This window comes from Filibacter tadaridae, assembly GCF_900609045.1.
In the GTDB taxonomy this organism is placed as follows: Bacteria; Bacillota; Bacilli; order Bacillales_A; family Planococcaceae; genus Sporosarcina; species Sporosarcina tadaridae.
This window is the reverse complement of record NZ_UXAV01000016.1, coordinates 1-22689: the sequence shown is the minus strand read 5'-3', so window position 1 is coordinate 22689 and position 22689 is coordinate 1. Positions and strand designations below refer to the sequence as shown.

Here is a 22689-nt window from a genome sequence, read left to right as displayed (position 1 = left end):
ATGAAGCGAATCCAAACCCTACTCAAGGAAAAAGTGAGCTAAAAGGAAGTAGGAAAGGTGACTAATTTCCAAAATGGATGGAAATTAGTCGCTTTTTTTGTCTAACAACCGAACTGTTCCCTGAAAGGTTAGTTTTTCAGTGGCCTCGAAGAGCACTGCCAGTCTTATTGCTCCGGCTACCACTTTGAAGGCGCCTTCGCTGGTTTTACATAATAAAAAGACAAACTAGCATACCTAAAGTTGTGAAGCCGAGGATAAACTAAAGACACAGGTCGAAAATAACGTTAGATTTATATGTTGGCACCATCAATCATGTATCGTATAGGATATACTGAATTTAGGACAATGAAAGAGATGTCCAGTATACCAATTTTCTGGTTTCAACTGCTTCCGAATATAAAGGTGGGGAATACTTTGAAAGAGATTCTATATATTGAAGATGATGTGGAGATTGGTAGCATTGTCAAAGAGGACTTAGAGCAGCGCGGTTATTTGGTACGATGGATCATTTCCGGTGAAAAGGCCGAGGAATCACTTGGGGATGCAGAAATGGTTATTTTAGATGTTATGCTTCCCGGACTTGATGGCTTTACAGTCGGCCAGCGCTTGAAACGCACTCACCCCAATATTCCAATTTTGATGTTATCAGCCCGAACAGCTGTTGACGATAAGCTGCAAGGCCTACATTTTGCGGATGATTATGTAACAAAACCTTTTCATCCCGAGGAGCTCGCTGCGAGGATTGAAGTATTATTTAGAAGAAATCAACATGCTTTATCTGAAGAAATTCAACTAGACCATCTAACGGTCAATACGACAGAAAATCGCATTTTAAAGAACACTGGTGAAGAAATCTTTTTGACAGCCAAACAGCATCAAATCTTTATGCATTTGTTGCGACATCCAAATCAAATTTTAACAAAAGAACAACTCTACGAGGCTGTATGGGGGGAATCTTATATTGAAGGGGATAAAACCTTAATGGTCCATATTCGCTACTTGAGGGAAAAGATTGAAGTAAATCCGAGTGTACCAAGAATCGTTGAAACAATACGTGGCATCGGCTACCGAGTGAAGCAATGAAAAAGTTACGCAATTCATTATTGACTCAGTACTTGGTGATCATTCTCGTGGCAACAATGATTCTGCCAATCGGCATACCTCTATTGTCAATCGTATTTTATAATATTACCCACCAAGATGACTTATCCAATCGGTATTATAATGGGACGGATTTAGAAGAAATGTGGCATGAAACAGCCAAAGAATTAGCTGGTGCTTCTGAAGCACAGATTCACAGTAAGCTTACGGAACTAAAAAATATTTATCAAGAGGCCTCCATATACCGGGTAGATAAAACTGGACATACACGAGACAAGTTTCCAAAATCCCTATCCTTGCCCGATATATGGTCAACTTCTTTTACAATTGACTTTATGAAAAAAAATCGCGGGTATACGGTTGATCCGTTTACCGTAGTCGCATTCATAGGAAGCGGACAAGATAATGGATTTATGGTACTACAAATTCCCCGCCCGGATATGGTTAGCCCAAGTAATCAATTACTAGAACGATACAATTATATTTTTCCAATCGCACTCTTAGCGATATTTATTCTTTTTATATTGATTTCCATGCTCTTTTTTTATCGGATTCGAAACAGACTTCTTCATTTACAAAAGGCGATGGCAGTACCTGAGGCAAATGGTATTCCATCGACTATCGAAGTGACGAAGCAAGATGAAATCGGTCGATTAGGTCAATCCTTCAATCGAATGGTTCAAGAATTAGAATCAAGTAGGAATAGTCAACTGGAAGAAGAAGAACTTAGAAAAGAGCTCATCGCGAATTTATCCCATGATTTGCGAACACCTCTTACCACAATTCGCGGTCATGCCTATCGCCTTAAGAAAGAGCCGATAAGCGAAAAAGGACAAGAATCATTGGATTTTATCGATGCAAAAGTGAATTATATGGGTGAACTCATAGAAAATCTACTTTCCTACACGCTGTTGACGACTGGGAAATATCCGTTTCATCCGGAGAACGTGGATATTATTCGGCTCATTCGAACTTCATTTTCAGCATGGTACCCTTTGTTTGAGAATCTTCAGTTTGATATCCAATTAGAAATTCCTGAGAAACAGTTGACGTGGGAAGTTGACCCTCAAATGTTTTGCCGGGTATTGGACAACCTATTTCAAAATATTTATCGGCATGCGAAAAGCGGCCGATTTGTAGCAGTACGCATTGAAAATGAAACGATTGTGATTGAAGACCATGGACCGGGAATGAAGGCTAAGTCCAGCCAGAAGGGTGTCGGGGTTGGTCTCTCTGTTATTTCCCTTATGTTAAAAGAAATGCAACTAGATTGGGCCATTGAAACGAGTGAAAAAGGTACTATGATGAAAATCAAGGGATTATAGATAGGAGATAGGCACGAAATTGGCCTATCTCTTTTTCATTTTTAAACAAAACTTAACCTTCATCCACCTATCGTTTTAACCTTCGAACGATAGGATAGAAAGTGAGGTGAGGAAAATGAGCAATTTTATTATCGAAACGAATAAATTAACGAAAAAATTCGGCTCAAGTAAAGTAGTTAACAATGTTAATTTGCAAGTAAAGAAAGGTGAAATTTATGGCTTTCTAGGTCCAAATGGGGCAGGTAAAACAACGTCAATTCGAATGCTTCTAGGGCTTGCTCGACCAACAAATGGTTCCGTTCAAATTTTCGGTAAGGACATTAAAAAAGAAAGGCTATCCATTTTAAAAAAGGTCGGATCACTCGTTGAATACCCTTCTTATTATGGGCATTTAACTGCTTATGAAAATTTAGAAGCGGCACGCCTTTTATTGGGGGCAACGAAACCCCGAATTGATGAAGTTCTTGCAATCGTTCGTCTAACAAAGGATGCAAAACGGCCCGTGAAAGGATTCTCTCTAGGTATGAAACAACGTCTCGGAATTGCGACTGCATTACTTGGCAATCCGGAACTACTTATTTTAGATGAACCAACGAATGGACTTGATCCATCCGGAATTATTGAAATTCGTGAACTTATTAAAAGCATGCCGAAGGAGCACGGAATCACTATTCTCATATCGAGCCACTTGCTTTCAGAAATTGACCAAATGGCAACACAGGTCGGTATTATCACAAAAGGCCAAATGATTTTTCAAGATTCCATACTGAAATTAAGAGCACAATCTACAAGTAAGATTAAGTTAACAGTTAATGATGCTGAGGCTGCTTGGAAGTCATTGTTAACACATGGGTATAGAACAGATTTCAATCAGAATAAGCTTTTCATTGAAAATGGCTCAGATGACAATGTTGCTGAAATTGTGAAATCCCTCGTTCAAAACAATTACTCCATTTACAGAGTGGAAGAAGAGAGAAAATCTTTGGAAGAGATCTTTTTAGAGCTGACAGGCCTGGAGGGTGGGTTGTGATGGCGCGGGTAATGGTCTCGGAGTTCCTCAAAATCAGGCGAAAAATGATTCTTTTTCTCATCCTCCTTGGTCCAATGGGGGTTATAGGCTTGGAGGCCGTCAATTTCGGGGTCCGCTATGATTGGCTTACAGGCGTCTACAAGGATGATTTATGGCGAGGGTTGATTGGCGAAGTTTCCATGTTGTCTATTCTAACAATTCTCATTGGCTTGACGATACTTACATCAATGATTGCCACTATCGAGCATCAGACTAACGCCTGGAAGCAGCTACTTGCATTGCCAATTTCAAAGACGCAGGTATTTACGGGTAAGGCGCTATTAACAGTTCTGTTGCTTTTCGTATCATGTCTGTTATTAGCAATCGGCACCATTGTGCTTGGTCTGCTATTAAAATTCGGAACTGACATTCCATTTCTTTATTTAATCGAAATGTGTTTCTTTCCGTATCTCGCTTCCTTGCCTTTTATTGCGGTACAAACCTGGCTGGCAATCACAATGAAAAATCAAGCGGTTCCCTTAATGATTGGAATTGTTGGAGCCATTGTATCCATGTATTCCATGAATTTCCCTGATTGGGTCCCATGGAAGTGGCCGCTGTTACTAAATGACTGGGATATGCCGGTCTATTCAGTTCTGGCCGGCCTTGCAATAGGAATCCTCTTGTATTTCATTGGCCTACTAGATTTTAATAGAAGGGATGTGAAATAAATGGGGAGATTATTTCAATCCGAATTTCTAAAATTACGTAGGTCCTCGATTTGGTTGCTTATATTTGTGAGTCCTATTTTATCACTGGTTCTCGGTTTGAGTGAATTAAGTGAAATAGGGGAATTTGAACAACACCAATGGACTGCTACGCTTGGCATTATGACGATTAGCCACGCGATTCTCTTTTTACCATTATTAACAGGTATTTTCTCGAGCTTTATTTGTCGATACGAGCATGTTGCTGGAGGTTGGAAGCAACTGTTGTCCTTACCTGTTTCCAGGAGAAATTTGTATATCGTTAAAATCCTCATTGTTAGTCTGCTCATCGCAGCAACGCAAATCTTGTTCATTTTAGGGCTTTTCATTATTGGATGGATGAAAGGCTATCCGATTGAAATTCCTTGGGGGACCATTTCCACAAGTGTATTCGGTGGGTGGCTAGCGTGTATGCCGTTAATCGCTTTACAAATGTTTGCATCCGTTGCATGGTCAAGCTTTGCAGCACCCCTTGCTGTCAATGTCATTTTTACGATACCGAACATGTTAATTGTTAACTCTGAAAGATTCGGCCCTTACTATCCATGGTCACAACCTTTTTTAATGATGATGCCTAATTCCGCAGAAAACTTTGGAGCATTGAATGTTTCGATTGAAACGTTGTTCATCGTAATTTTTGGGAGTCTTATACTATTTTTAGGAACTGGACTTGTCTATTTTTTGAGAAAGGAAATCTGAACGAGGCGTTCACGAAATTATTCGTGGACGCCTTACGCTTTGTTTAATTAATATTTCAATGATTATTCATATCAGCCTTCGAAATGGATGATAAAAAGACGAATAAAAAGACATAGGAAGATTAACATTGAAATGACGAATAATATCCGAATCGGAAGATACTCTGCCCATAAGCCCGCAATGAACAATCCAAATGGAAGTGTCAATTTCATGAGCATCGATGAAGTTCCCGCAACACGCCCCAATATATGATTCGGAGTGAGTTTCTGACGGATGGTAAAGTAAACGACATTCGATATTGTCGTTGAAAATGTCCGTATGGCAAGTGCAATTCCGATTGCCCACCATGTTGGCGCAAAGATAAGGCATCCCATCCCAATTACCTTAATCAAGAGTGAAAATGTGTAAATCACACCTCTCCCAAATCGTTTTCGAATGCTGCTAATCAAACTAGCTCCTAGTAATCCACCAATTGCAGAAATGGTAAACATTAACCCAACTTGTGTCGAAGTAACCCCCAGTTGGTCGATAACGAAGAAAATTAGGACACCTATGACAAGACTAGAAGCAAAGTTCATAAATAGAACAGTTATAGTAGGCGTCAATAACGTTTTATTTCGAAAAAATTCATCTATGCCTTCCTTCATGTCTTTCCGAGTGGTCGCATCTTGTTCCTTCTTTTTTACTTTATTGGGAAGTTCCAAGAAGTGAACACAGATGTACAAAATGAGTAAACAAAATAGGTAAATCGTTAAGGTAGAAGTATATGAAAATATCGCCAGAAGAGGGTCAGCAAGCCCAGGCCCAATCATACGGATAAAAGTACTAATGAAAGCCAATTTCGCATTTGCAGAAGTTAACTGTCAGTCTTATTTCCTCGGCTACCCCTTGAAGGCGCCTTCGCTGGTTTTCACTACAACGACCGGTGCCGGTTTCTGACACCATTTGCGCTCTTCAAGTTGTGACAGAAGCTGGCACCGGATTCAAAAAAAAGCTACCAGTGACCAAGGTCGTGGTAGCTTTTTAAACTAGCTATGATGAATCATTAAATCTGTATAAAAAGGTATACACGACGCGCCATAGCTGTCTTGATTCAAATCTCAGGGCTTTTAGAGTGCAGCGCGCACACGGTCGAATAACACATTGTTTTCTAAATGAACATGTTCGAATGTGTCTTTTTCAAATTGCTCAAGCCTTGCGTAGACAAGTCTATATGTTCCGCACGCACCTTCAGGTGGTGTGTAATCATTTGTCAGTTCACGTAGTTCGAACAATAGGCGACCTGCATTATCATGTTCTTCTTCAAGTTCGATTACTTGTTTCTGCGAAAACTCTCTAAGTTCGGGTGTTGGATTTTCCAGGAATTCTAAAATTGCTGGGAAGACGTTTTTATCTTCATCCTCTGTATGATCAAGAAGCTCTGCACGCAGCGTTCTGAAAATTTCCTGAAGACGTATTAGATGTGGATGACCTTCTCCGTGTACTTTAACGACTTTTGTGATGTACGGAGCAAGAGCCGGTAATTCTTCGCGTAAACCGGCGTGGTATTTCTCTTGGATGTAAGCAACAAGTGTTTTATTGCCAAATGCCGCCGGCTCAAGGCTTCCTTTTGCTTCAATCTTTTGTTCTATTGTTTTTACATCATTTAATACTACTTCTGGATTGAGATTACGACCTTCCGCGGCTTCTTTTAGTGTAATTTTTCCGCCACAGCAATAATCGATCCGTATTTTTCTAAATAGATCCGCACTGTGCGGAAGTGCTGTAACGATATCGGAGACTTGTGATTCGAGTGTTAGTTGACTCATTTTTTATTCCTCCTCTAGTCGATTTTGAGAATCATTCTCAAGTGTAAGTATACTGAATTGAATTTCGAAGCGGTAGTAGGGAAAACCCCAAATACCACTTATCCATTTCATTTTAACGTGAGCATGAAGAAAAGACTGTGATTAATATCACAGTCTTTTCTTGTCGATTATTGTCCTTTATACCTTAAACCGAGATTAGGCTGGAATAAAAATTTCATTAAGACCAATTCGGCACTCTGAAATGCCTACTGTTGCCGGTTTTTGATGCCATTTGAACCTTTCAAAACGTGGTGGAAGTTGGCACCAAATTCAAGATTGAAAGTATTTATTCCCCGGGAAATGTTTCGATTTATAAATCGTCAAAGCCATTCAAATCGCTTGTTTTGACGTATTGGCGTGATTTTTGTTCGAAAAAGTCGGTTTTTGTATCGTCGATATTGTCTACGTAGGCACGGATCCATTTCATCGGGTTATCGGTGAATTCAGGATAGATTTCACTGAGCCCGAGCATGCGCAACATTTTATTGGAGCGGTATTTTATGTAGCCTTCCATCTCGTCTAGGTCGATGCCGGCAATGTCGACTAGCACATAACGGCTCCAAATGATTTCCTGTTCGACGGAATGTTTGAACTGTTCGTAAATCCATTCGGTGAATGCATCGGTATTGTATGCCGGGTTTTCTGCGAGTGCAGCGCGGAAAATATCGCTGATCGCTTTGCCGTGTTGCAGTTCATCGCGGTTAATATATGAAATCATTGTTGATGTACCGACCATTTTCTGATTGCGGGCCAGATTATAGAAAAAAGCAAAGCCGCTGTAGAAGAATAATCCTTCGAGCAGCGTCGTGTAGACCATTGATTTCAGTGCATTTTCAATTGTCGGCTGTGCGGCGAATTCATTGTATACTTTAACGATCCGGCTATTACGGCGCATCAATACTTCATCAGTGCGTCCCATTTCAAATGACTTCATTTGTTTGGCTAGGTCAGTGACGGATGACAGGACATAAGCGTAACTATGATTGTGTTCGCTTTCCTGATCAGCAATTGTCGCCATGATTGATTTTACGGAAGGGTCCGTTGTGTAATCTGCAATTTTCATTGCGATTGTTGTCTGTGGTCCGTCAAGCGTTGCAAGTAGGCCGATGATTTTCAAAAATGCATCCTGCTCGGCCTTCGTTAATGTACTGAATTGCTTTACATCTTGCGTCATATCCACTTCGTTTGCCGTCCAGAACAACGAACGGATTGTTTGACGTAAGTTGTGGAAATGAGGATATGCAAGATCGTTCCAATTCAAGATTCCGCTCGCTTTGCCACCGAAAATCGCCGTGGATTTATTGGGATGTGCTGGTTCCAGTACTTTTACGCGTGTAAGTGTTTCCAATGTGTATAGACCCCTTTCGCCCAATCGATGATGGGTTGTTGTTGCTTGCCTCGCGGGCTTTGTTCAATTTTTAATGGTGCGTACCGGGATTCATAAAACCGGGCTAACTTTACAGCTGCCAGACAAAATAAGTCATCGCCGCCGAACTGGGTATCCCCTGTCCCGAAGACATAGACATTGTCGGGTTTATAGCCGATATCTGCAACGAAGTCTTTCACTTCAGCAGGTGTCGAGCCATGGTCCCATGTGAACGTGCCGATAAGCATCGCATCATACTGGCGGGGATCTGGAATAGGTCCCACGCCAATCCGGTATGTTGCCACTGTATTTTTTTCATCCTTTAACGTCTGTTCTATCAGTTCCGTGACTTCTTTTGTATTCCCGCTCCAAGAAGCATAGGCGATTAAGAATGACACCATTCGCATTCATCTACTTCCGTTGCTGTTGAGCGCGTGTAATACGTTGTCTTCATACCTGATTTCCATGCTTGAAGGTGAAGGTCAAGCAAAACAGACGCTCGGATTGAATTCGGGACATACAGATTAAAGGATATTGCCTGGTCAATATGCCGTTGTCTCGCTCCGTTTTGTTTGACGGACCAGCGCTGATCGACGATATAGGCCGAACGACGATAAATATCGTATGTGTTGTGATTCAAGTCAGGCGCGACGACCGGTAATTTGTAATCTTTCTTTTCCTCGTGATAAAACGGTTTGAAAACCGGATCTATTGAGGCTGTTGAACCTGCAATGACGGACGTTGAGCTATTCGGCGCAACCGCCATCAAATAGCCGTTTCGCATGCCGTTCGTCGCGACATCGATCCGCAGTTCGCGCCATGCTTTTGTGTCATACCCTTTATGTTCGAAGTATTGACCCGTTTGCCAGTCGGAGCCTTGGAATAAAGGATAAGCGCCTTTTTCCTCAGCCAGTTTCATGGAAGCGGTAATCGTTAAAAAGGCAATCTTTTCGTAAAGCGTATCAGCGAAATCAACCGCTTCATCGGATTCCCATTGGATATTTTTCAACGCAAGCAGATGATGCCAGCCGAATGTGCCAAGACCGATACCCCGGTAACGTGCATTTGTGCGTTGTGCTTGAACGACCGGTATTTTGTTCAAATCGATAACATTGTCCAGCATGCGTACTTGAATCGTAATCAGCCGTTCCAAGACATTCGCCGGTACTGCGCGCCCGAGATTAATGGATGATAAATTACAAACAACGTAATCGCCCGGTTTTGAACGTGTAACAACGATATCATCTTCCAATGTAACGGATTCGAATTGTGTCGGGCTCATATTTTGTGTTACTTCTGTACAAAGGTTTGATGAATAAATCATGCCTTCATGTTTATTCGCATTTGCACGGTTCACTTCATCTCGATAGAACATGAATGGTACACCTGTTTCAAGCTGGCTGCGCATGATGCGTTTCATAATATCGATTGCGGAAACCGTTTCTTTGCTGAGTTCCGGATGGGCGACACATTGTTCATACTTTTCACGGAAAGTACCTGCGCCACGCGTTTCATCGTAAAAGTCCTCGAGCGAATAACCCATGACCATCCGGACTTCATGCGGATCGAACAGATGCCATTCTCCACGCGCTTCCACTTGCTCCATGAATAGATCAGGCAGGCAGATGCCGGTGAAAATATCATGCGCGCGCAAACGGTCATCTCCGTTATTCAGTTTTAGATCCATGAATGTGAAAATGTCTTTGTGCCACACATCAAGATACACCGCAATAGCGCCTTGGCGTTGCCCCAACTGATCGACGCTCACCGCCGTATTGTTCAATTGTTTGATCCATGGCAGGACACCGCTTGACGCCCCTTTGAATCCGCGGATGGATGACCCGCGTGCGCGTACTTTACCCATGTAAACGCCAATACCTCCGCCATATTTCGACAAGTTCGCGATATCCGTATTGCTATCATAAATGCCTTGCAGTGAATCATCGATTGTGTCGATGAAACAGCTAGACAATTGGCCATGTGGTTTCCCAGCGTTCGACAAGGTCGGTGTTGCGACGGTCATGTATAGATTACTCATCGCCCAGTACGATTCCGCTACTTTTTCCAGTCGCTTTTCTGTTTCATCTTGCATAAGCGTCATTGCAATGATCATCCAACGTTCTTGCGGCAGTTCAACAGGTTTTTTACTGAAATCAACTGCTGCGTACCGATCCATCAGTGTTTTCAAGCCGATGTACGTGAATAGCTTGTCCCTTTCCGGTTCGATGAGTGCACCGATTATCCGTAAATCGTCCAATGAATATTTTTCAGTCAAAACTGGTGTATAAAGTCCTTTTTCGACAAGTTTCGTCACGTTATGCGCAAAATCTGTATATACTTTTTCACCGCGTTGCCGCTCTTGCTGCATGTATACATCTTGCAGATAGATGCGTGCCGCCACGAATGTCCAATACGTCGCCGCCTCATCGATATTGCTAAGTGCTTCCAAAATCACCACTTTCACCCATTCCGATTCGGTCGCTTCTATATGACGCTGTTGCCATCTTTCGCTCGCAATGAGCAGCGGTTGGATTTCCTCCCGTCCAAATTCGTTCTGTAAGTCTTCGATTAATTGTTCTGTAGGGGTTTTTGAAGCTTTAGTTGTCATCGTTAATTTCTCCCTTCATATTAATGTATAGGTTGATTGTTAATGTAGCGTCATCTGATTCAAAGTTTATTTTTTCCGCATGGTTATGTAGGTCGCTTTCCTTCTAGACATAAAAAAAAGCGACAGCTCCACCATTTTCGGTAGAGCTGTCGCTCATGGATTTTGTATGTAGGAAATGGATGGGAGTATTGCAACCAATAAAAGTCGACTTCCCATTCGCTCCCACTTCTCAACCCCCGAAGAAAGTGTTGCTCAACGATGGAAGGCAGGTCTACTGGCTCGCGCTTCATCCTCCCAGCCACCCTTCCCATGATTATTATTCACAGTGGTGTGTGCGGCGGTCGTCAGCGCTTACAGTTGCGAGGACAGCTCCGGATTCCCGGATTCCCTTTTATACCGATACGGTACCATTCCATCGATTGCTACTATATGTTGTGTCTTATGTACTCTGTATACCCTAACATGTTGTGTCCTACACGTAAATAGGTGTTTTATATCAAAGTGGTTTCTGAGTGTATAGGAAATGCATGAAATGATCACTTGGTCAGTTAAAGTCTCTTCTTTCTATCTATTCGTGTATCATAATTTATAACGTGTGCTATCAGTGAACGAGTTGAACCAAAATTGATTGGAAAAGGGTGCTATCTATGAAACTGACCGTGAGTATTCTTTGGGCGTTTCTGGTTATTTATCTGTCAAACGTTTTTAATATACCAAAAAATTTCTTTACAGCAATTATCACTTTTCTACTTCTTTTTGGCGGTGTACTCTTGATCGATCATTTATTCACCAGGAAAAGAAAACAGAATTTTCATTGACACTTCGGTTTGCATTTGTTAAAGTCATTTACAATATCTAAGACGAAAAGAGTAGCGACTATTTCTTTTTTAGCGAATCGGGGGTGGTGGAAGCCCGGTGAAGAATGTTCGTGAACCGCACTTCGGAGATGCTTTTCTGCACTAATTCGGAAAAGCCGGTGTCTCGCCGTTATGAGGAAGTGGCCCGAATCCTGGGCAAGTTGAGTGGTACCGCGGAAGCTAAGCTTTCGTCTCATTTAGTTGAGACGAGGGCTTTTTTATTTACCCAAAAAGGAGTGTTAACGTTGAAAAAGACTCTGTTGGAAGTGTTACAGCCTTTTAGCCCTCTTCCACTGGACGGCAATATGATTGAACGTCCTGTCCATGCACATTTAGGAGATCTGGCACTGCCTTGCTTTCCATTTGCAAAGGCCTTAAGAAAATCACCCATTGCTATTGCGGAGGAAATCGCAGCGGCGGTTGACCACCCGCTTATTCATCGGGCGGAAGCGCAAAGCGGCTATGTGAATTTTTTCTTGGAACGTTCTGTTGTCACCGCCTCCCTTCTACACACAATACTTGGCCAATCATCGACATATGGTTCATCCGACAGAGGTAACGGAGGGGTTGTCACAATTGACTTGTCTTCCCCGAATATCGCCAAACCCTTTTCGATGGGTCACCTGCGCTCCACCGTCATCGGAAATGCAATTGCATTATTGGTCGAAAAATGCGGGTATAAGCCTGTCAAAATCAATTACATCGGTGATTGGGGAACACAATTCGGTAAATTACTCACCGCATATCGGAAATGGGGTAATGAAGCAGAAGTGAAAAAAGCGCCAATCGCAACGCTTCTGCAATTGTACATCCGTTTCCATGAAAAGGCGGAACTGGATGCTACGCTGAATGATGAAGCGCGTGCAGCTTTTAAGGCGCTGGAAGATGGAGATTCAAGTGCGCGTGCGCTATGGGAATGGTTCAAAATGGAATCCTTAAAAGAGTTCCAACGCATTTATGATTTACTCGGCGTCACATTCGATTCTTATAACGGTGAGGCATATTATAACGACAAAATGGGTCCAATCATTGAAGAGTTGACCGAAAAAGGGTTGTTGGTCGAGTCGGATGGTGCATTAGTCGTTGAACTTGAAGACGGACTACCGCCTTGTTTGATTAAGAAATCCGATGGCGCCACCTTGTATGCAACCCGTGATTTAACTGCCGCATTGGATCGAAAAACAACATATGATTTCGTGAAGTCTCTTTACGTTGTTGGAAATGAACAAAGTTTGCACTTTACACAATTCAAAAAAGTGCTCGGAAAAATGGGCCATGCATGGTCCGCAGACATTCAACACATACCTTTTGGACTCCTATTGAAAGATGGAAAAAAGATGTCGACACGTAAAGGGAAAATCGTTTTGCTGGAAGAGGTACTAAACGAGGCAATTGCTCTTGCACAATCTACTATTGAAACAAAAAATCCCGACTTGGCGAATAAAAAAGATGTCGCTCAAGCCATTGGCGTGGGTGCAATTATCTTCAGTGATTTGAAACAGCATCGGAGACACGACATTGAATTCAATCTGGCTTCCATGCTTCAAACGGAAGGCGAAACGGGTCCCTATGTTCAATATGCGAATGCACGCGCCCATTCAGTTTTACGAAAGGCTGGTTCAATGAGGGCTTTCACTGTGAGTGAAGTAAATGACTTCGAATGGGCAGTCGTGAAGTTGTTGGAACAGTTTCCGGATGCTGTTAAACGAGCCGCGGATGAATTGGACTCTTCAATTATTGCGAAATATGCAGTCGATGTTGCGCAATCCTTCAATTCATTCTACGGAAATGTTCAGGTTCTTTCTGATTCTGAAGATCAATCTTATCGGCTTGCACTTGTCCATTGCGTCACAATTGTCCTTGAGGAATCTTTGCGACTTTTAGGGATGAAATCGCCGCGTGAAATGTAAAATAAAATCCAAAAAATCACCAGTACCCAACCGGACACTGGTGATTTCATTATGGTGCAGCTTTTATATGTCGCGCCTAATACGTTATGCCTTTTTCTACGCGTTACTTCTTTTCTTCCTCCCAACACTCAGCACCTTTGAGGCCTGGAATGCTGCTTGCTTTAAAGACTGGGTTTTTCCCGTTACGTCGTTGTTCCGAGAAATCGTCCAATACTTTGAAGGCAACTTTACCAAGGAGCAGAATGACTGCCAGGTTCAAGACTGCCATTAGGCCCATGAAGAGGTCCGCCATATCCCAGACAAGGCCCACTTTCGCCATTGCGCCGAACATTACCATACCTAGAACTAAAACACGGTAAAGCGTCATCCAGCCTTTATGTGCATTGATGAATTCAATATTTGTTTCACCATAGTAGTAATTCCCGATAATCGAGCTGAATGCGAAGAACATGATGGCGATTGCAACGAAATATGGTGCCCATGCGCCGACATGGACTGCCATCGATGCTTGCGTAAGAATAATTCCATCTTGCTCGCCGTTACCGTATAGGCCAGCTAGTAAAATGATGAATGCTGTCGCTGAACAGATCAGAATCGTATCGAAAAATACACCAAGGCTTTGAACGAGCCCTTGTTTTGCTGGGTGAGAAATATTTGCAGTCGCCGCCGCATTCGGTACACTCCCCATCCCCGCTTCGTTTGAAAACAGGCCGCGTCGTACGCCTTGCATCATAGCAGCACCGATACCACCACCGACCATTTCTTTAATACCAAATGCATGCTCGATAATCAGTCGGAACATTGCAGGTACTTCCGTTATGTTCATAATGACAATATAGAGAGCAATAATTAGGTAAAATACTGCCATAATTGGAACGATCAACTGTGTTACTTTAACGATACGACTGACGCCGCCGAAAATGATGACCGCCGTTAAGACAACTAAAAATAACCCAATTACCCAATCCGGTATGCCGAAGACATCCATAAATGATTGGCTAATTGTATTCGATTGTACCGCGTTGAAGATAAAGCCGAAACAAAGTATCAATAAAATCGCGAATACAATGCCGAGTTTACGAAACCCGAGTGCTTTTTGCATATAATAAGCCGGACCACCCCGGAAGGTATTCCCATCTTTCACTTTATACACTTGCGCGAGCGTACTTTCCACAAAAGCTGTAGCCATCCCGATAATGGCAATGACCCACATCCAAAATACAGCGCCTGGTCCGCCGATTCCGATAGCAAGTGCCACCCCCGCCACATTACCGGTACCGACGCGTGAAGCTGCACTAATCGTGAATGCCTGGAAAGCTGAAACCCCATCATTGCTTTCCTTTTTCTCGACAATTAAACGGAACATCTCACCAAATAGGCGCACTTGGACAAATTTCGTCCGGATTGTAAAATAAGCGCCGATCAATAGCAACGCACCAATCAATATGTATGTCCAAATGAAGTTATTCGCCGGTCCTACCAGCCAGTTTAACGCATCCATTATCACTGATACCCCTCCTAATTCCCTTTAGAATTATCGTACTTAAACACTTTACCCTATTTTCGACAAAAGTCATCCTATTTTTCGATGAATCTTTCAATTCAACAATAGAAAAAACCACCACAAATTAATTGTGATGGGCTGATACAGTACTTATAGAGCTGCTTTAACCGTTTTCCGATAATAACCGACTGTCAAGAAAGCGAATACGAGGTAAATCAATGCATAAAGTCCCATCGCAATTGTTGTAGGTACTGTAATGTCGGACCTGAATAGGAACGATGCTGCTTTTATCGCAAAGATAGAATGCAAAAGGCCAATCAGTAGCGGCAAGCCAAACACGAATGCTTGCTTGCGAATAATTCCGCGCATAATGTCTTTTACTGTAAAGCCAAGTTGTCGAAGTGTCGCATAACTTTTTTTCTCTTGTTCAGCTTCTGTCATTTGTTTGAAATACAAAATACTGCCTGTCGATACTAAGAATACAAGACCTAGGAATCCAGCAATGAAAATAAGTAATCCATTACTTTGCATGGATTCTACATACGACCAGTAATAATCGGAACCGTATTTCGGCACAGCATCCTGATTCGGGTTGCGGATAGCAGATGCAGTGGCAAGTTGTTCTTTGTCAATTATGTTGATAACTTGGATATTCCGCACTTCATTTTCTGGTTTCATTGTCTTTTTATACTTTTCAAAATCGGCATTATTCACGACAAGTTGAGACCCCCAACTCGCGTTCACAACATTCCCTTCGCCATATTTCACGGCGGTAAATACGCTTTCTGTTTCACCGCTTGTAATATACATCTCGAATGGTATTTTTATATCTTTTGCCATAGTCCCTATGGAAACGTCATGAAAAATGACAGATCCATCTTTCGGCGTTTCGACTTGAAGACCCGCTGTTTGTAATTGCTGGGCGTTTACAAAAAAGGTATTATAGATTACTTCCCTTTTGCCAATAAAAGCAGGGAAAATGTCTTTTTCATAAGTTCCTTCCACACCAAGTAATTCGATTGTTTCCGTTGTATAATCAATTCCATTTTCTTTTAATTCTGCTTCAAAGTCCACTGCCGATAATTCATCGGCTGAAGATGATGCGTCCGTTTCTTCTTCAAACGCAAAATCGAATGGCATCATGTAACGCGTTTCTTTTTCCGTTGAATAATAAAGCGAGTAAGCGCCCGCAAGCATCGCTAGTGTCATCGCAGATAGAACTGTAATAATGGTGAGCGAGTTCGCATTCCCTTTTAAACGGTGCATAAGTGAAGCAAGTGACAAACTGTTGGAAAGTCCTAAATGTCCTTGCTTGCTCTTTCGTACTTGATAGAACAACCAACTGATTGTTACGCGGAACAGAAGATAAGTTCCCAATATCGTTGAAAATAAAACACCAAGCATATTAAAGAATAACAATTCATTCAACATATGTGCTGAAAGCCAATAACCAAAGACGATCAATCCGATTCCAAGTAAAGCAAGCAGTGCCGATAGCCCACTTTTCGGTTTCTTCGGATGTTCCCCTTCTTTATCGGCATTGAATAGACCAAGCAATGTACTCCGATACACTTTAAAGACCATTTGAATCGATGTAAGCGCGATGATAACAATGAATACAAGTGCTGTCTGTAAAACGGCCGCCATCGAAAACGATAGCTCTACAATGCCCTCAAAACCTACTAATTTCATAAGTACTAATAGAAACACTCTGGATAACAGCATACCCATGCCAATTCCGATAATGAGCGCACCCGCACCAAGTAGTGTGTTTTCAATAATAAAGAGCCGTGCAACTGCACCTTTTGTTAATCCGATCAGTTGATACAATCCAATTTCCCGACTTCTTCTCCGAAGAAAGATTGAATTGGCGTAAATAACATATATGCCTGCGATGAAAAGGACCAGAATACCCGCAACCTTGAAAGCGGAATCCATCTTCATGGAGTTGCTTGCTTGCTCAATAACTGCCGAATCGTACTGCAACGTTGCAAACACAAAATAAAGGACAACACTGAAAATCAATGCAAAGAAATATAGATAATAATGCTTGATGTTTTTCCGCATGCTACGGATGACAAGGTCAAATAGTGTCAACGCTGTCACCCCCGAGAACGCCTTGAACTTTCAGGATTTCCTGGAAGAAGGCTTGTCTCGTTTTAGCGCCGCGATACAATTCCGAATAAATGGTGCCATCTTTCAAAAAGACGACGCGGCTGCAATAGCTGGATGCAAGCGGGTCATGCGTCACCATCATGATTGTGACACCCCGTTTGTTATTGACGTCCTCTAATGTGCCCAGTAACGAAGATGCCGCTTTGGAATCGAGTGCGCCTGTCGGTTCATCTGCAAATACCATGGAAGGCCTGTTAATGAGAGCACGTGCAGCAGACGTCCGTTGTTTTTGGCCGCCAGAAATTTCATGTGGATATTTGTTTGCGAGTTCTTTAATGCCAAGGATGTCTGCGATTGCGGTGAACTCTGCTTCCGCTTCTTTTTTATTCATTTTACCGAGTGATACAGGTAACAAAATGTTTTCTTTCACAGTCAACGTATCGAGTAAATTGTAATCTTGGAAAATGAATCCTAGTTTATCGCGGCGGAATGCGGAAAGTTCCCGATCCTTCATCTTCGAAATATCTGAATCTCCAATGAGAATCGATCCTTCTGTCGTACGGTCAATCGTTGCGAGAACGTTGAGCAATGTGGTTTTTCCCGCACCTGACGAACCCATGATGCCGACAAATTCACCTTCATGGACACGTAAGTCAATGCCTTTTAGTACTTGTTGGACATTACCACGTGACCCGTATGATTTCCGGATGTTTTGTGCATGTAAAACTGTTTTATTCGTTGTATGTGTTTCATTCATAAAAAATTGCCTCCCTGTTTGCGATGTCCTTATCTTATCGCGTAGAGTACCTCTTGGTCGTTTGATTTGCATGACAAACAGGCGAGCCAACCTTACAGAAACGTCACGTTAGGACAGAATCGAAGTCATTTTCAGTCGTGAATGTCAATTGCATCGTCGTCCCATGCCCAATTTCGGATTGTACGGTGAGGGTTATGCCGATTTTGTCGGCGACAGTCTTGGCGAGGTAGAGACCCAGACCTGTAGCCGCATTATGTAGCCTTCCTGTGCCACCAGTGAACCCTTTGTCGAATAGCCGTGGCAGGTCATGCGACGGAATTCCCGGGCCTTCGTCTTTTATCGACAAACTGACATTGCTGCTTGCTGTCACGTCTGTTGTAATCCAAATCGTTGCGCCGGACGGACTGTATTTCACGGCGTTCGTCATTACTTGACGGATGATGAACCGACACCATTTACTATCAGTTACAACTTCCCTGTCTTCACCTTCAAATTCGATGGCTATATTCTTCTGCCTACACCACGATGCAAGTTCGCGCACCTCACCTGCGACCAGCCGGTGGATACCGTTTTTCTCCAGGACATAGTCCGATTCCAAAGAAGGCAACCGGGAAATATATAGCTGCTGTTCGATGAGCAGATGGACACGTAGCCACTCCGTTTCAATTTTCCGCAATACTGTTTCATTCCGGTTCGCCTCAATGACCAACTTCATGGCAGTCAGTGGTGCTTTCACTTCATGCACCCAAGCAGCCGTGTAGTCGCTTTCAATCACATTCGTTGCTTTTAAGGCATACAATCTTTTTAAATAGTCATTCGCAACTTGCCGTAAAACATCATTCGTCATCTCGTCACGCAATGAAAGCGGTTCCGGCAACGCTTCTTGCCAGTCCTCCTCAACCCCATCAATGAGTGGGCGTAGTGCTTTCATGAATTTCGTTTCCCTAAAATAACGCCATATGACGAAAATGAGGAGGACGCTAAGCAACAGAACATTTATATAAATAACAGATTTCGCTTCAACAGGGATGCCCTTATCGAGCCAAATAATAAGGTCGGCAAACCCTAGCGATAATACGAATAATAAAATCCAGCTCTTCATATCATTTAAGTAACGGATGAACATCTGTGCGTTCCCCTCTCACAGCGTGACCGCCATATAGCCAAGCCCTTTTTTCGTTACGATTGCTTCTTCGAGCCCGAACACCACTAGTTTTTGGCGTAGCCTAGTAATATTGACAGTCAATGTATTATCGTTGACGAATCGTTCATCATCCCATAACTTACGAATCAGCTCATCGCGCAAAACAATTTCGTTAGTCGACTGAACAAGGACCACCAAAATGAAAAACTCATTTTTCGTGAGTTCAACTTCATTGCCGCCCCTCCGTATTACACCGCGTTTCATGTCGATAACTGAGCCATTCCACTCAAGTACATCGGGTGTTTCTTCTCCGTATGCATACGTCCGTCTTAGCAGCGCCTGTAATTTCGCAAGCAACACATCTGTATGGAATGGTTTCTGTATATAATCGTCCGCTCCCATATTCATCGCCATCACCATATCCATCGGGTGATCGCGGGACGATAAAAAGATAATCGGTACTTTCGATATAGCCCGGATTTCCCTGCACCAATGGAATCCGTCGTACGCGGGCAGTTGTATATCCATTATGACGAGATGCGGTTTTTCATTCAAAAAAGCGGTCATCACATCGTGGAAATCCGTGGGTCCTGTAACATGGAACGACCACTGTCCCAGCTGTTCTTTTAGTGATTCAAAAATTGCTTGGTCGTCTTCAACGATGAAAATAGTCATATCCATTCCGATGCACTTCCCCTCTTAAATATCATTGTAAATGAAAAGAGTGAAACACGACAATTTGGGTCTATTTTCGGATTTACAATTAGCATATTTCACTGACTTTACTGATAATTTGAATAGAATGTGTTATACTATTCTAGCAAGACATGGCGACTAGTTTTCTAGCGTGCCAATATGTCTTCTTTTTTTAACAATCCGAATGATTTTTTCATCTAGCATTCGGAAATAAAAAATGTTGTGAAAAACTATAGGAGGTACACATGCTAAGGTTTGAAAATGTAAGTAAAGTGTATGATGACGGGTTTCAAGCTGTGAAATCCATCAGCTTTGAAATTCAACAAGGAGAATTTCTTGTCTTAATCGGGCCGAGTGGTTCGGGAAAGACGACTACCATGAAAATGATCAATCGGATGGAACCGCACACGAGCGGAACGATTTACATCGATGGCAAGGATAATAATACGTATAATGCCTCAGAACTGCGCCGCAGCATCGGCTATGTCATCCAACAAATCGGATTATTCCCCCATTATACGATTGAAAAAAACATCGCAATTGTTCCCCAGCTTAAAGGTTGGAATCCTAAAGAAATCAAAGCCCGAGTGGATGAACTCCTTGAACTTGTCGGACTGAATCCGGAAGTTTTTGCAAATCGTTACCCAAAAGAACTGTCGGGCGGGCAGCAACAACGCATTGGAATCGCTAGAGCACTTGCGTCAAATCCTGACATTATTTTGATGGATGAACCTTTCAGTGCATTAGATCCGATTACACGGGACCAATTGCAAGGAGAGCTAATTACACTCCATAAAAAGTTGAATAAAACCATCGTTTTTGTTACGCATGACATGGATGAAGCATTAAAAATGGGCGACCGCATCGCAATTATGAAAGACGGTAAACTCCTGCAGTTGGACACTCCTGAGAAACTACTTCATGAACCAGCCCACGGTTTTGTAGAGGAATTCATAGGCAAACATCGTATTATTCAAAACCCTGAACTGATGCCAGTTATTGATATTATGTCGGAAACGGTTGTCACGTCACTTCCTCAACGTTCTCCTGAAAAGGCACTCGCACTTATCCGTCAGCGTAAGATTACTAATCTAATCGTTGTGGATGAAGAAAATAAGCTCCTCGGAATTGTATCCGCATACGACGTTATCAAACAACTGAATGATATTCAGACAATCGACGAAGTTCTCTTACCTGCGGAACCTTTCCTATTCGATTCCGCGACTGCTAAAGACGCCATCATCATGATGGACGAATCACCCTACGGCATGATTCCTGTAGTGGATGAGCGAAAAAAGGTAGTCGGCCTTGTCACCCGAGGTTCATTGCTATCGGCCATGTCCAGTCAATGGACAGACTCGGAGGTGGCTGAATGAAAACCCAATCCATATGGACACAACTCGTCGACCAATCGCAAATGCGTTGGAAAGAAGTACTAGAAGCAACATCGATTCATATTCAACTTGTGTTTTTCTCTATGCTGATCGCCATTGTCCTCGGTATTATACTTGGCATTCTCATTACACGCGTGCCGAAGTTGACAACCATCGTTCTTGGCTGTGCTGGAGTTATGCAGACGATTCCCAGTCTTGCGTTACTCGGATTCATGATTCCGCTATTTGGGATCGGAGTGAAAACGGCGATTGCCGCTCTTTTCCTTTATTCATTACTACCCATTATTCGCAACACCTACGCAGGTATTAAAGATGTGGATAAAGCCACAACGGAGGCCGCAAAAGGAATGGGCATGACGAGTATGCAAATTCTGTTCAAAGTGGAGCTACCACTTGCGATTCCGGTTATTATGGCCGGCATTCGTACAGCAGCAGTTATTAACGTAGGTACGGCAACACTTGCCGCATTTATTGGAGCTGGCGGACTCGGTGATTTCATCTTCCTTGGTATCACACGCGGTATCGACGGTCTGATTTTGCTAGGGGCGATCCCAGCAGCAATCCTTGCAATCATTCTTGAAACGTTGTTCGGTGCATTTGAACGTTGGACAACGCCGAAAGGATTGAAATAAGGATGAAAAGGAAATTACTGCTGCTACTGTCGTTGGCACTTGTTGCAAGTATGCTGTCGGGGTGCATCTTCAATGAAAAAGATTCACTCATACTCGGTTCACGGAACAATACGGAAAGTATCATTTTGTCACACGTAATGGGGCAATTGATTGAAGATAAAACTGACATCGAAGTTATATATAAAGAGAATCTGGGCGGCTCGAATGTTGTTTGGACTGCGATGTTAAACGGCAATCTCGATGTCATCCCTGATTACACGGGAACAATTGTCGTCAACTATTACCATGAAGATCCTGGTACGGCTGAAGAGACCCTCGCAACAACGAAGCGTCTCGTTGACGGTGACGGCATCATCGCGTTCAACACGTTCGGTTTCAATAATACGTACACGCTCGCCTTGGATGAAGCCAAAGCTGAGGAACTTGGTGTCGTGACGTTCAGTGATTTCGCGAAGTACTCCGATGACTTCATATTGGGCGCGGTGTTTGAATTCATTGACCGTCCGGACGGATTGCCGGGCTTCCAAGAAGAATATGATATCCAGTTTAAAGAAGTGAAAGGGATGGACCACGGTATCATGTACCGTTCCATCGGCGCGAATGAAGTGGACGTCATCAATTCCTACACGACGGATGGGCAATTGCAGGATTACGACTTGCGCGTGTTGGAAGACGATAAATCCTATTTCCCGCCGTACCATGCTTTACCACTCGTCCGAAAAGAAGCACTTGAGAAATATCCTGAAATCGAAGATGTGCTAAAGCAACTCGAAGGGACGATCAACGAAGAGACCATGCAAAAAATGAATGCCAAAGTTGACAACGACGGCATGATGGTCGAACGTGCCGCACAGGAATTTCTTGAAGAAGCAGGTTTGATTGAGAAGAAATGAATAGTTAAGCGCACCTCCCTTGGGTAAATGGGGGGTGCGTTTTTGTGGGGATGGGGGGATGGATG

At 42.8% G+C, this 22689-nt stretch carries 19 protein-coding genes, 1 riboswitch and 1 other annotated feature; of the genes, 9 read left to right on the top strand and 10 right to left on the bottom strand.

Annotated elements, in window-relative coordinates:
- Positions 1 to 414 precede the first annotated feature (414 nt).
- The 5 genes from FILTAD_RS01250 to FILTAD_RS01230 all read left to right on the top strand — a co-directional run bounded on the left by FILTAD_RS01250 (position 415) and on the right by FILTAD_RS01230 (position 4901).
- Positions 415 to 1083 (top strand): response regulator transcription factor, encoded by a 669-nt coding sequence (locus FILTAD_RS01250; RefSeq protein ID WP_238988112.1) that lies wholly within the window; start codon positions 415 to 417, stop codon positions 1081 to 1083.
- Positions 1080 to 2426, top strand: coding sequence for a HAMP domain-containing sensor histidine kinase (locus FILTAD_RS01245; RefSeq protein ID WP_124068686.1), 1347 nt, complete (start codon positions 1080 to 1082; stop codon positions 2424 to 2426). Before FILTAD_RS01250 ends, FILTAD_RS01245 begins: the two co-directional genes overlap by 4 nt.
- Before the next feature lie 115 nt (positions 2427 to 2541).
- The gene (locus FILTAD_RS01240; RefSeq protein WP_124068685.1) at positions 2542 to 3456 is read left to right on the top strand and encodes an ABC transporter ATP-binding protein; all 915 of its coding nucleotides are present in this window, start codon (positions 2542 to 2544) and stop codon (positions 3454 to 3456) included.
- A complete protein-coding gene (locus tag FILTAD_RS01235; RefSeq protein ID WP_345788879.1) occupies positions 3456 to 4166 on the top strand; it encodes an ABC transporter permease in 711 nt (236 codons plus the stop codon). The genes FILTAD_RS01240 and FILTAD_RS01235 overlap by 1 nt, the downstream gene beginning before the upstream one ends.
- Positions 4167 to 4901 (top strand): ABC transporter permease, encoded by a 735-nt coding sequence (locus FILTAD_RS01230; RefSeq protein ID WP_124068683.1) that lies wholly within the window; start codon positions 4167 to 4169, stop codon positions 4899 to 4901. It begins immediately after the preceding gene.
- Positions 4902 to 4972: 71 nt separating this feature from the next.
- On the opposite strand, the gene FILTAD_RS01225 is transcribed toward FILTAD_RS01230, so the two are convergent.
- From FILTAD_RS01225 to FILTAD_RS01205, 5 genes are all read right to left on the bottom strand, one after another.
- The gene (locus FILTAD_RS01225; RefSeq protein WP_282432563.1) at positions 4973 to 5740 is read right to left on the bottom strand and encodes an MFS transporter; all 768 of its coding nucleotides are present in this window, start codon (positions 5738 to 5740) and stop codon (positions 4973 to 4975) included.
- Between the two features lie 270 nt (positions 5741 to 6010).
- Positions 6011 to 6709, bottom strand: coding sequence for an iron-sulfur cluster repair di-iron protein (gene ric / locus FILTAD_RS01220; protein WP_124068681.1), 699 nt, complete (start codon positions 6707 to 6709; stop codon positions 6011 to 6013).
- A gap of 349 nt (positions 6710 to 7058) precedes the next feature.
- A complete protein-coding gene (locus FILTAD_RS01215; RefSeq protein WP_124068680.1) occupies positions 7059 to 8096 on the bottom strand; it encodes a ribonucleotide-diphosphate reductase subunit beta in 1038 nt (345 codons plus the stop codon).
- Positions 8075 to 8515, bottom strand: a complete 441-nt coding sequence (locus tag FILTAD_RS01210) for a flavodoxin (RefSeq protein ID WP_124068691.1) — start codon at positions 8513 to 8515, stop codon at positions 8075 to 8077. Before FILTAD_RS01210 ends, FILTAD_RS01215 begins: the two co-directional genes overlap by 22 nt.
- On the bottom strand, positions 8500 to 10722 hold the full coding sequence (locus FILTAD_RS01205) for a ribonucleoside-diphosphate reductase subunit alpha (RefSeq protein ID WP_124068679.1): 2223 nt from the start codon (positions 10720 to 10722) through the stop codon (positions 8500 to 8502). Before FILTAD_RS01205 ends, FILTAD_RS01210 begins: the two co-directional genes overlap by 16 nt.
- A 247-nt stretch (positions 10723 to 10969) precedes the next feature.
- Positions 10970 to 11150, bottom strand: a riboswitch (cobalamin riboswitch).
- Positions 11151 to 11570: 420 nt separating this feature from the next.
- Positions 11571 to 11778 (top strand) — a binding site (T-box leader).
- 46 nt (positions 11779 to 11824) lie between these two features.
- Between FILTAD_RS01205 and argS the strand changes: the two genes are divergently transcribed.
- The gene (gene argS, locus FILTAD_RS01200; protein WP_160117540.1) at positions 11825 to 13489 is read left to right on the top strand and encodes an arginine--tRNA ligase; all 1665 of its coding nucleotides are present in this window, start codon (positions 11825 to 11827) and stop codon (positions 13487 to 13489) included.
- Positions 13490 to 13592: 103 nt separating this feature from the next.
- Here the strand turns inward: argS and FILTAD_RS01195 are convergent, their stop codons facing one another.
- From FILTAD_RS01195 to FILTAD_RS01175, 5 genes are all read right to left on the bottom strand, one after another.
- Positions 13593 to 14990: an alanine/glycine:cation symporter family protein gene (locus FILTAD_RS01195; protein WP_124068689.1), complete on the bottom strand. Its 1398-nt coding sequence runs from the start codon at positions 14988 to 14990 to the stop codon at positions 13593 to 13595.
- 153 nt (positions 14991 to 15143) lie between these two features.
- Positions 15144 to 17090 carry an ABC transporter permease gene (locus FILTAD_RS01190; protein WP_124068678.1) on the bottom strand — a complete coding sequence of 649 codons (1947 nt, stop codon included), beginning with the start codon at positions 17088 to 17090 and terminating at the stop codon, positions 15144 to 15146.
- Positions 17077 to 17865, bottom strand: coding sequence for an ABC transporter ATP-binding protein (locus tag FILTAD_RS01185; RefSeq protein ID WP_124068677.1), 789 nt, complete (start codon positions 17863 to 17865; stop codon positions 17077 to 17079). The genes FILTAD_RS01190 and FILTAD_RS01185 overlap by 14 nt, the downstream gene beginning before the upstream one ends.
- A gap of 103 nt (positions 17866 to 17968) precedes the next feature.
- Complete coding sequence (locus FILTAD_RS01180) at positions 17969 to 18991, bottom strand: sensor histidine kinase (RefSeq protein WP_203229612.1); 1023 nt, start codon at positions 18989 to 18991, stop codon at positions 17969 to 17971.
- Positions 18992 to 19006: 15 nt separating this feature from the next.
- Positions 19007 to 19690, bottom strand: a complete 684-nt coding sequence (locus tag FILTAD_RS01175) for a response regulator transcription factor (protein WP_124068676.1) — start codon at positions 19688 to 19690, stop codon at positions 19007 to 19009.
- 260 nt (positions 19691 to 19950) lie between these two features.
- Here FILTAD_RS01175 and FILTAD_RS01170 point away from each other — a divergent pair, with 260 nt between their 5' ends.
- Genes FILTAD_RS01170 through FILTAD_RS01160 form a run of 3 tightly spaced genes read left to right on the top strand, consistent with a single transcriptional unit; the run spans position 19951 to position 22624 of the window.
- A complete protein-coding gene (locus FILTAD_RS01170) occupies positions 19951 to 21081 on the top strand; it encodes a betaine/proline/choline family ABC transporter ATP-binding protein (protein WP_124068675.1) in 1131 nt (376 codons plus the stop codon).
- Positions 21078 to 21731, top strand: coding sequence for an ABC transporter permease (locus FILTAD_RS01165; RefSeq protein ID WP_124068674.1), 654 nt, complete (start codon positions 21078 to 21080; stop codon positions 21729 to 21731). The genes FILTAD_RS01170 and FILTAD_RS01165 overlap by 4 nt, the downstream gene beginning before the upstream one ends.
- Positions 21732 to 21733: 2 nt before the next feature.
- Complete coding sequence (locus tag FILTAD_RS01160; protein WP_203229611.1) at positions 21734 to 22624, top strand: glycine betaine ABC transporter substrate-binding protein; 891 nt, start codon at positions 21734 to 21736, stop codon at positions 22622 to 22624.
- Positions 22625 to 22689 lie beyond the last annotated feature (65 nt).

Excerpts from the sequence above, each read along its gene's own strand:
- FILTAD_RS01165 (WP_124068674.1), top strand. The coding sequence starts at position 21,078 with ATGAAAACCCAATCCATATGGACACAACTCGTCGACCAATCGCAAATG.
- FILTAD_RS01195 (WP_124068689.1), bottom strand. The coding sequence starts at position 14,990 with ATGGATGCGTTAAACTGGCTGGTAGGACCGGCGAATAACTTCATTTGG.
- FILTAD_RS01160 (WP_203229611.1), top strand. The coding sequence starts at position 21,734 with ATGAAAAGGAAATTACTGCTGCTACTGTCGTTGGCACTTGTTGCAAGT.
- FILTAD_RS01210 (WP_124068691.1), bottom strand. The coding sequence starts at position 8,515 with ATGGTGTCATTCTTAATCGCCTATGCTTCTTGGAGCGGGAATACAAAA.
- FILTAD_RS01170 (WP_124068675.1), top strand. The coding sequence starts at position 19,951 with ATGCTAAGGTTTGAAAATGTAAGTAAAGTGTATGATGACGGGTTTCAA.
- FILTAD_RS01205 (WP_124068679.1), bottom strand. The coding sequence starts at position 10,722 with ATGACAACTAAAGCTTCAAAAACCCCTACAGAACAATTAATCGAAGAC.
- ric (WP_124068681.1), bottom strand. The coding sequence starts at position 6,709 with ATGAGTCAACTAACACTCGAATCACAAGTCTCCGATATCGTTACAGCA.
- FILTAD_RS01245 (WP_124068686.1), top strand. The coding sequence starts at position 1,080 with ATGAAAAAGTTACGCAATTCATTATTGACTCAGTACTTGGTGATCATT.
- FILTAD_RS01180 (WP_203229612.1), bottom strand. The coding sequence starts at position 18,991 with ATGTTCATCCGTTACTTAAATGATATGAAGAGCTGGATTTTATTATTC.
- FILTAD_RS01240 (WP_124068685.1), top strand. The coding sequence starts at position 2,542 with ATGAGCAATTTTATTATCGAAACGAATAAATTAACGAAAAAATTCGGC.
- FILTAD_RS01175 (WP_124068676.1), bottom strand. The coding sequence starts at position 19,690 with ATGGATATGACTATTTTCATCGTTGAAGACGACCAAGCAATTTTTGAA.
- FILTAD_RS01185 (WP_124068677.1), bottom strand. The coding sequence starts at position 17,865 with ATGAATGAAACACATACAACGAATAAAACAGTTTTACATGCACAAAAC.
- FILTAD_RS01230 (WP_124068683.1), top strand. The coding sequence starts at position 4,167 with ATGGGGAGATTATTTCAATCCGAATTTCTAAAATTACGTAGGTCCTCG.
- FILTAD_RS01235 (WP_345788879.1), top strand. The coding sequence starts at position 3,456 with ATGGCGCGGGTAATGGTCTCGGAGTTCCTCAAAATCAGGCGAAAAATG.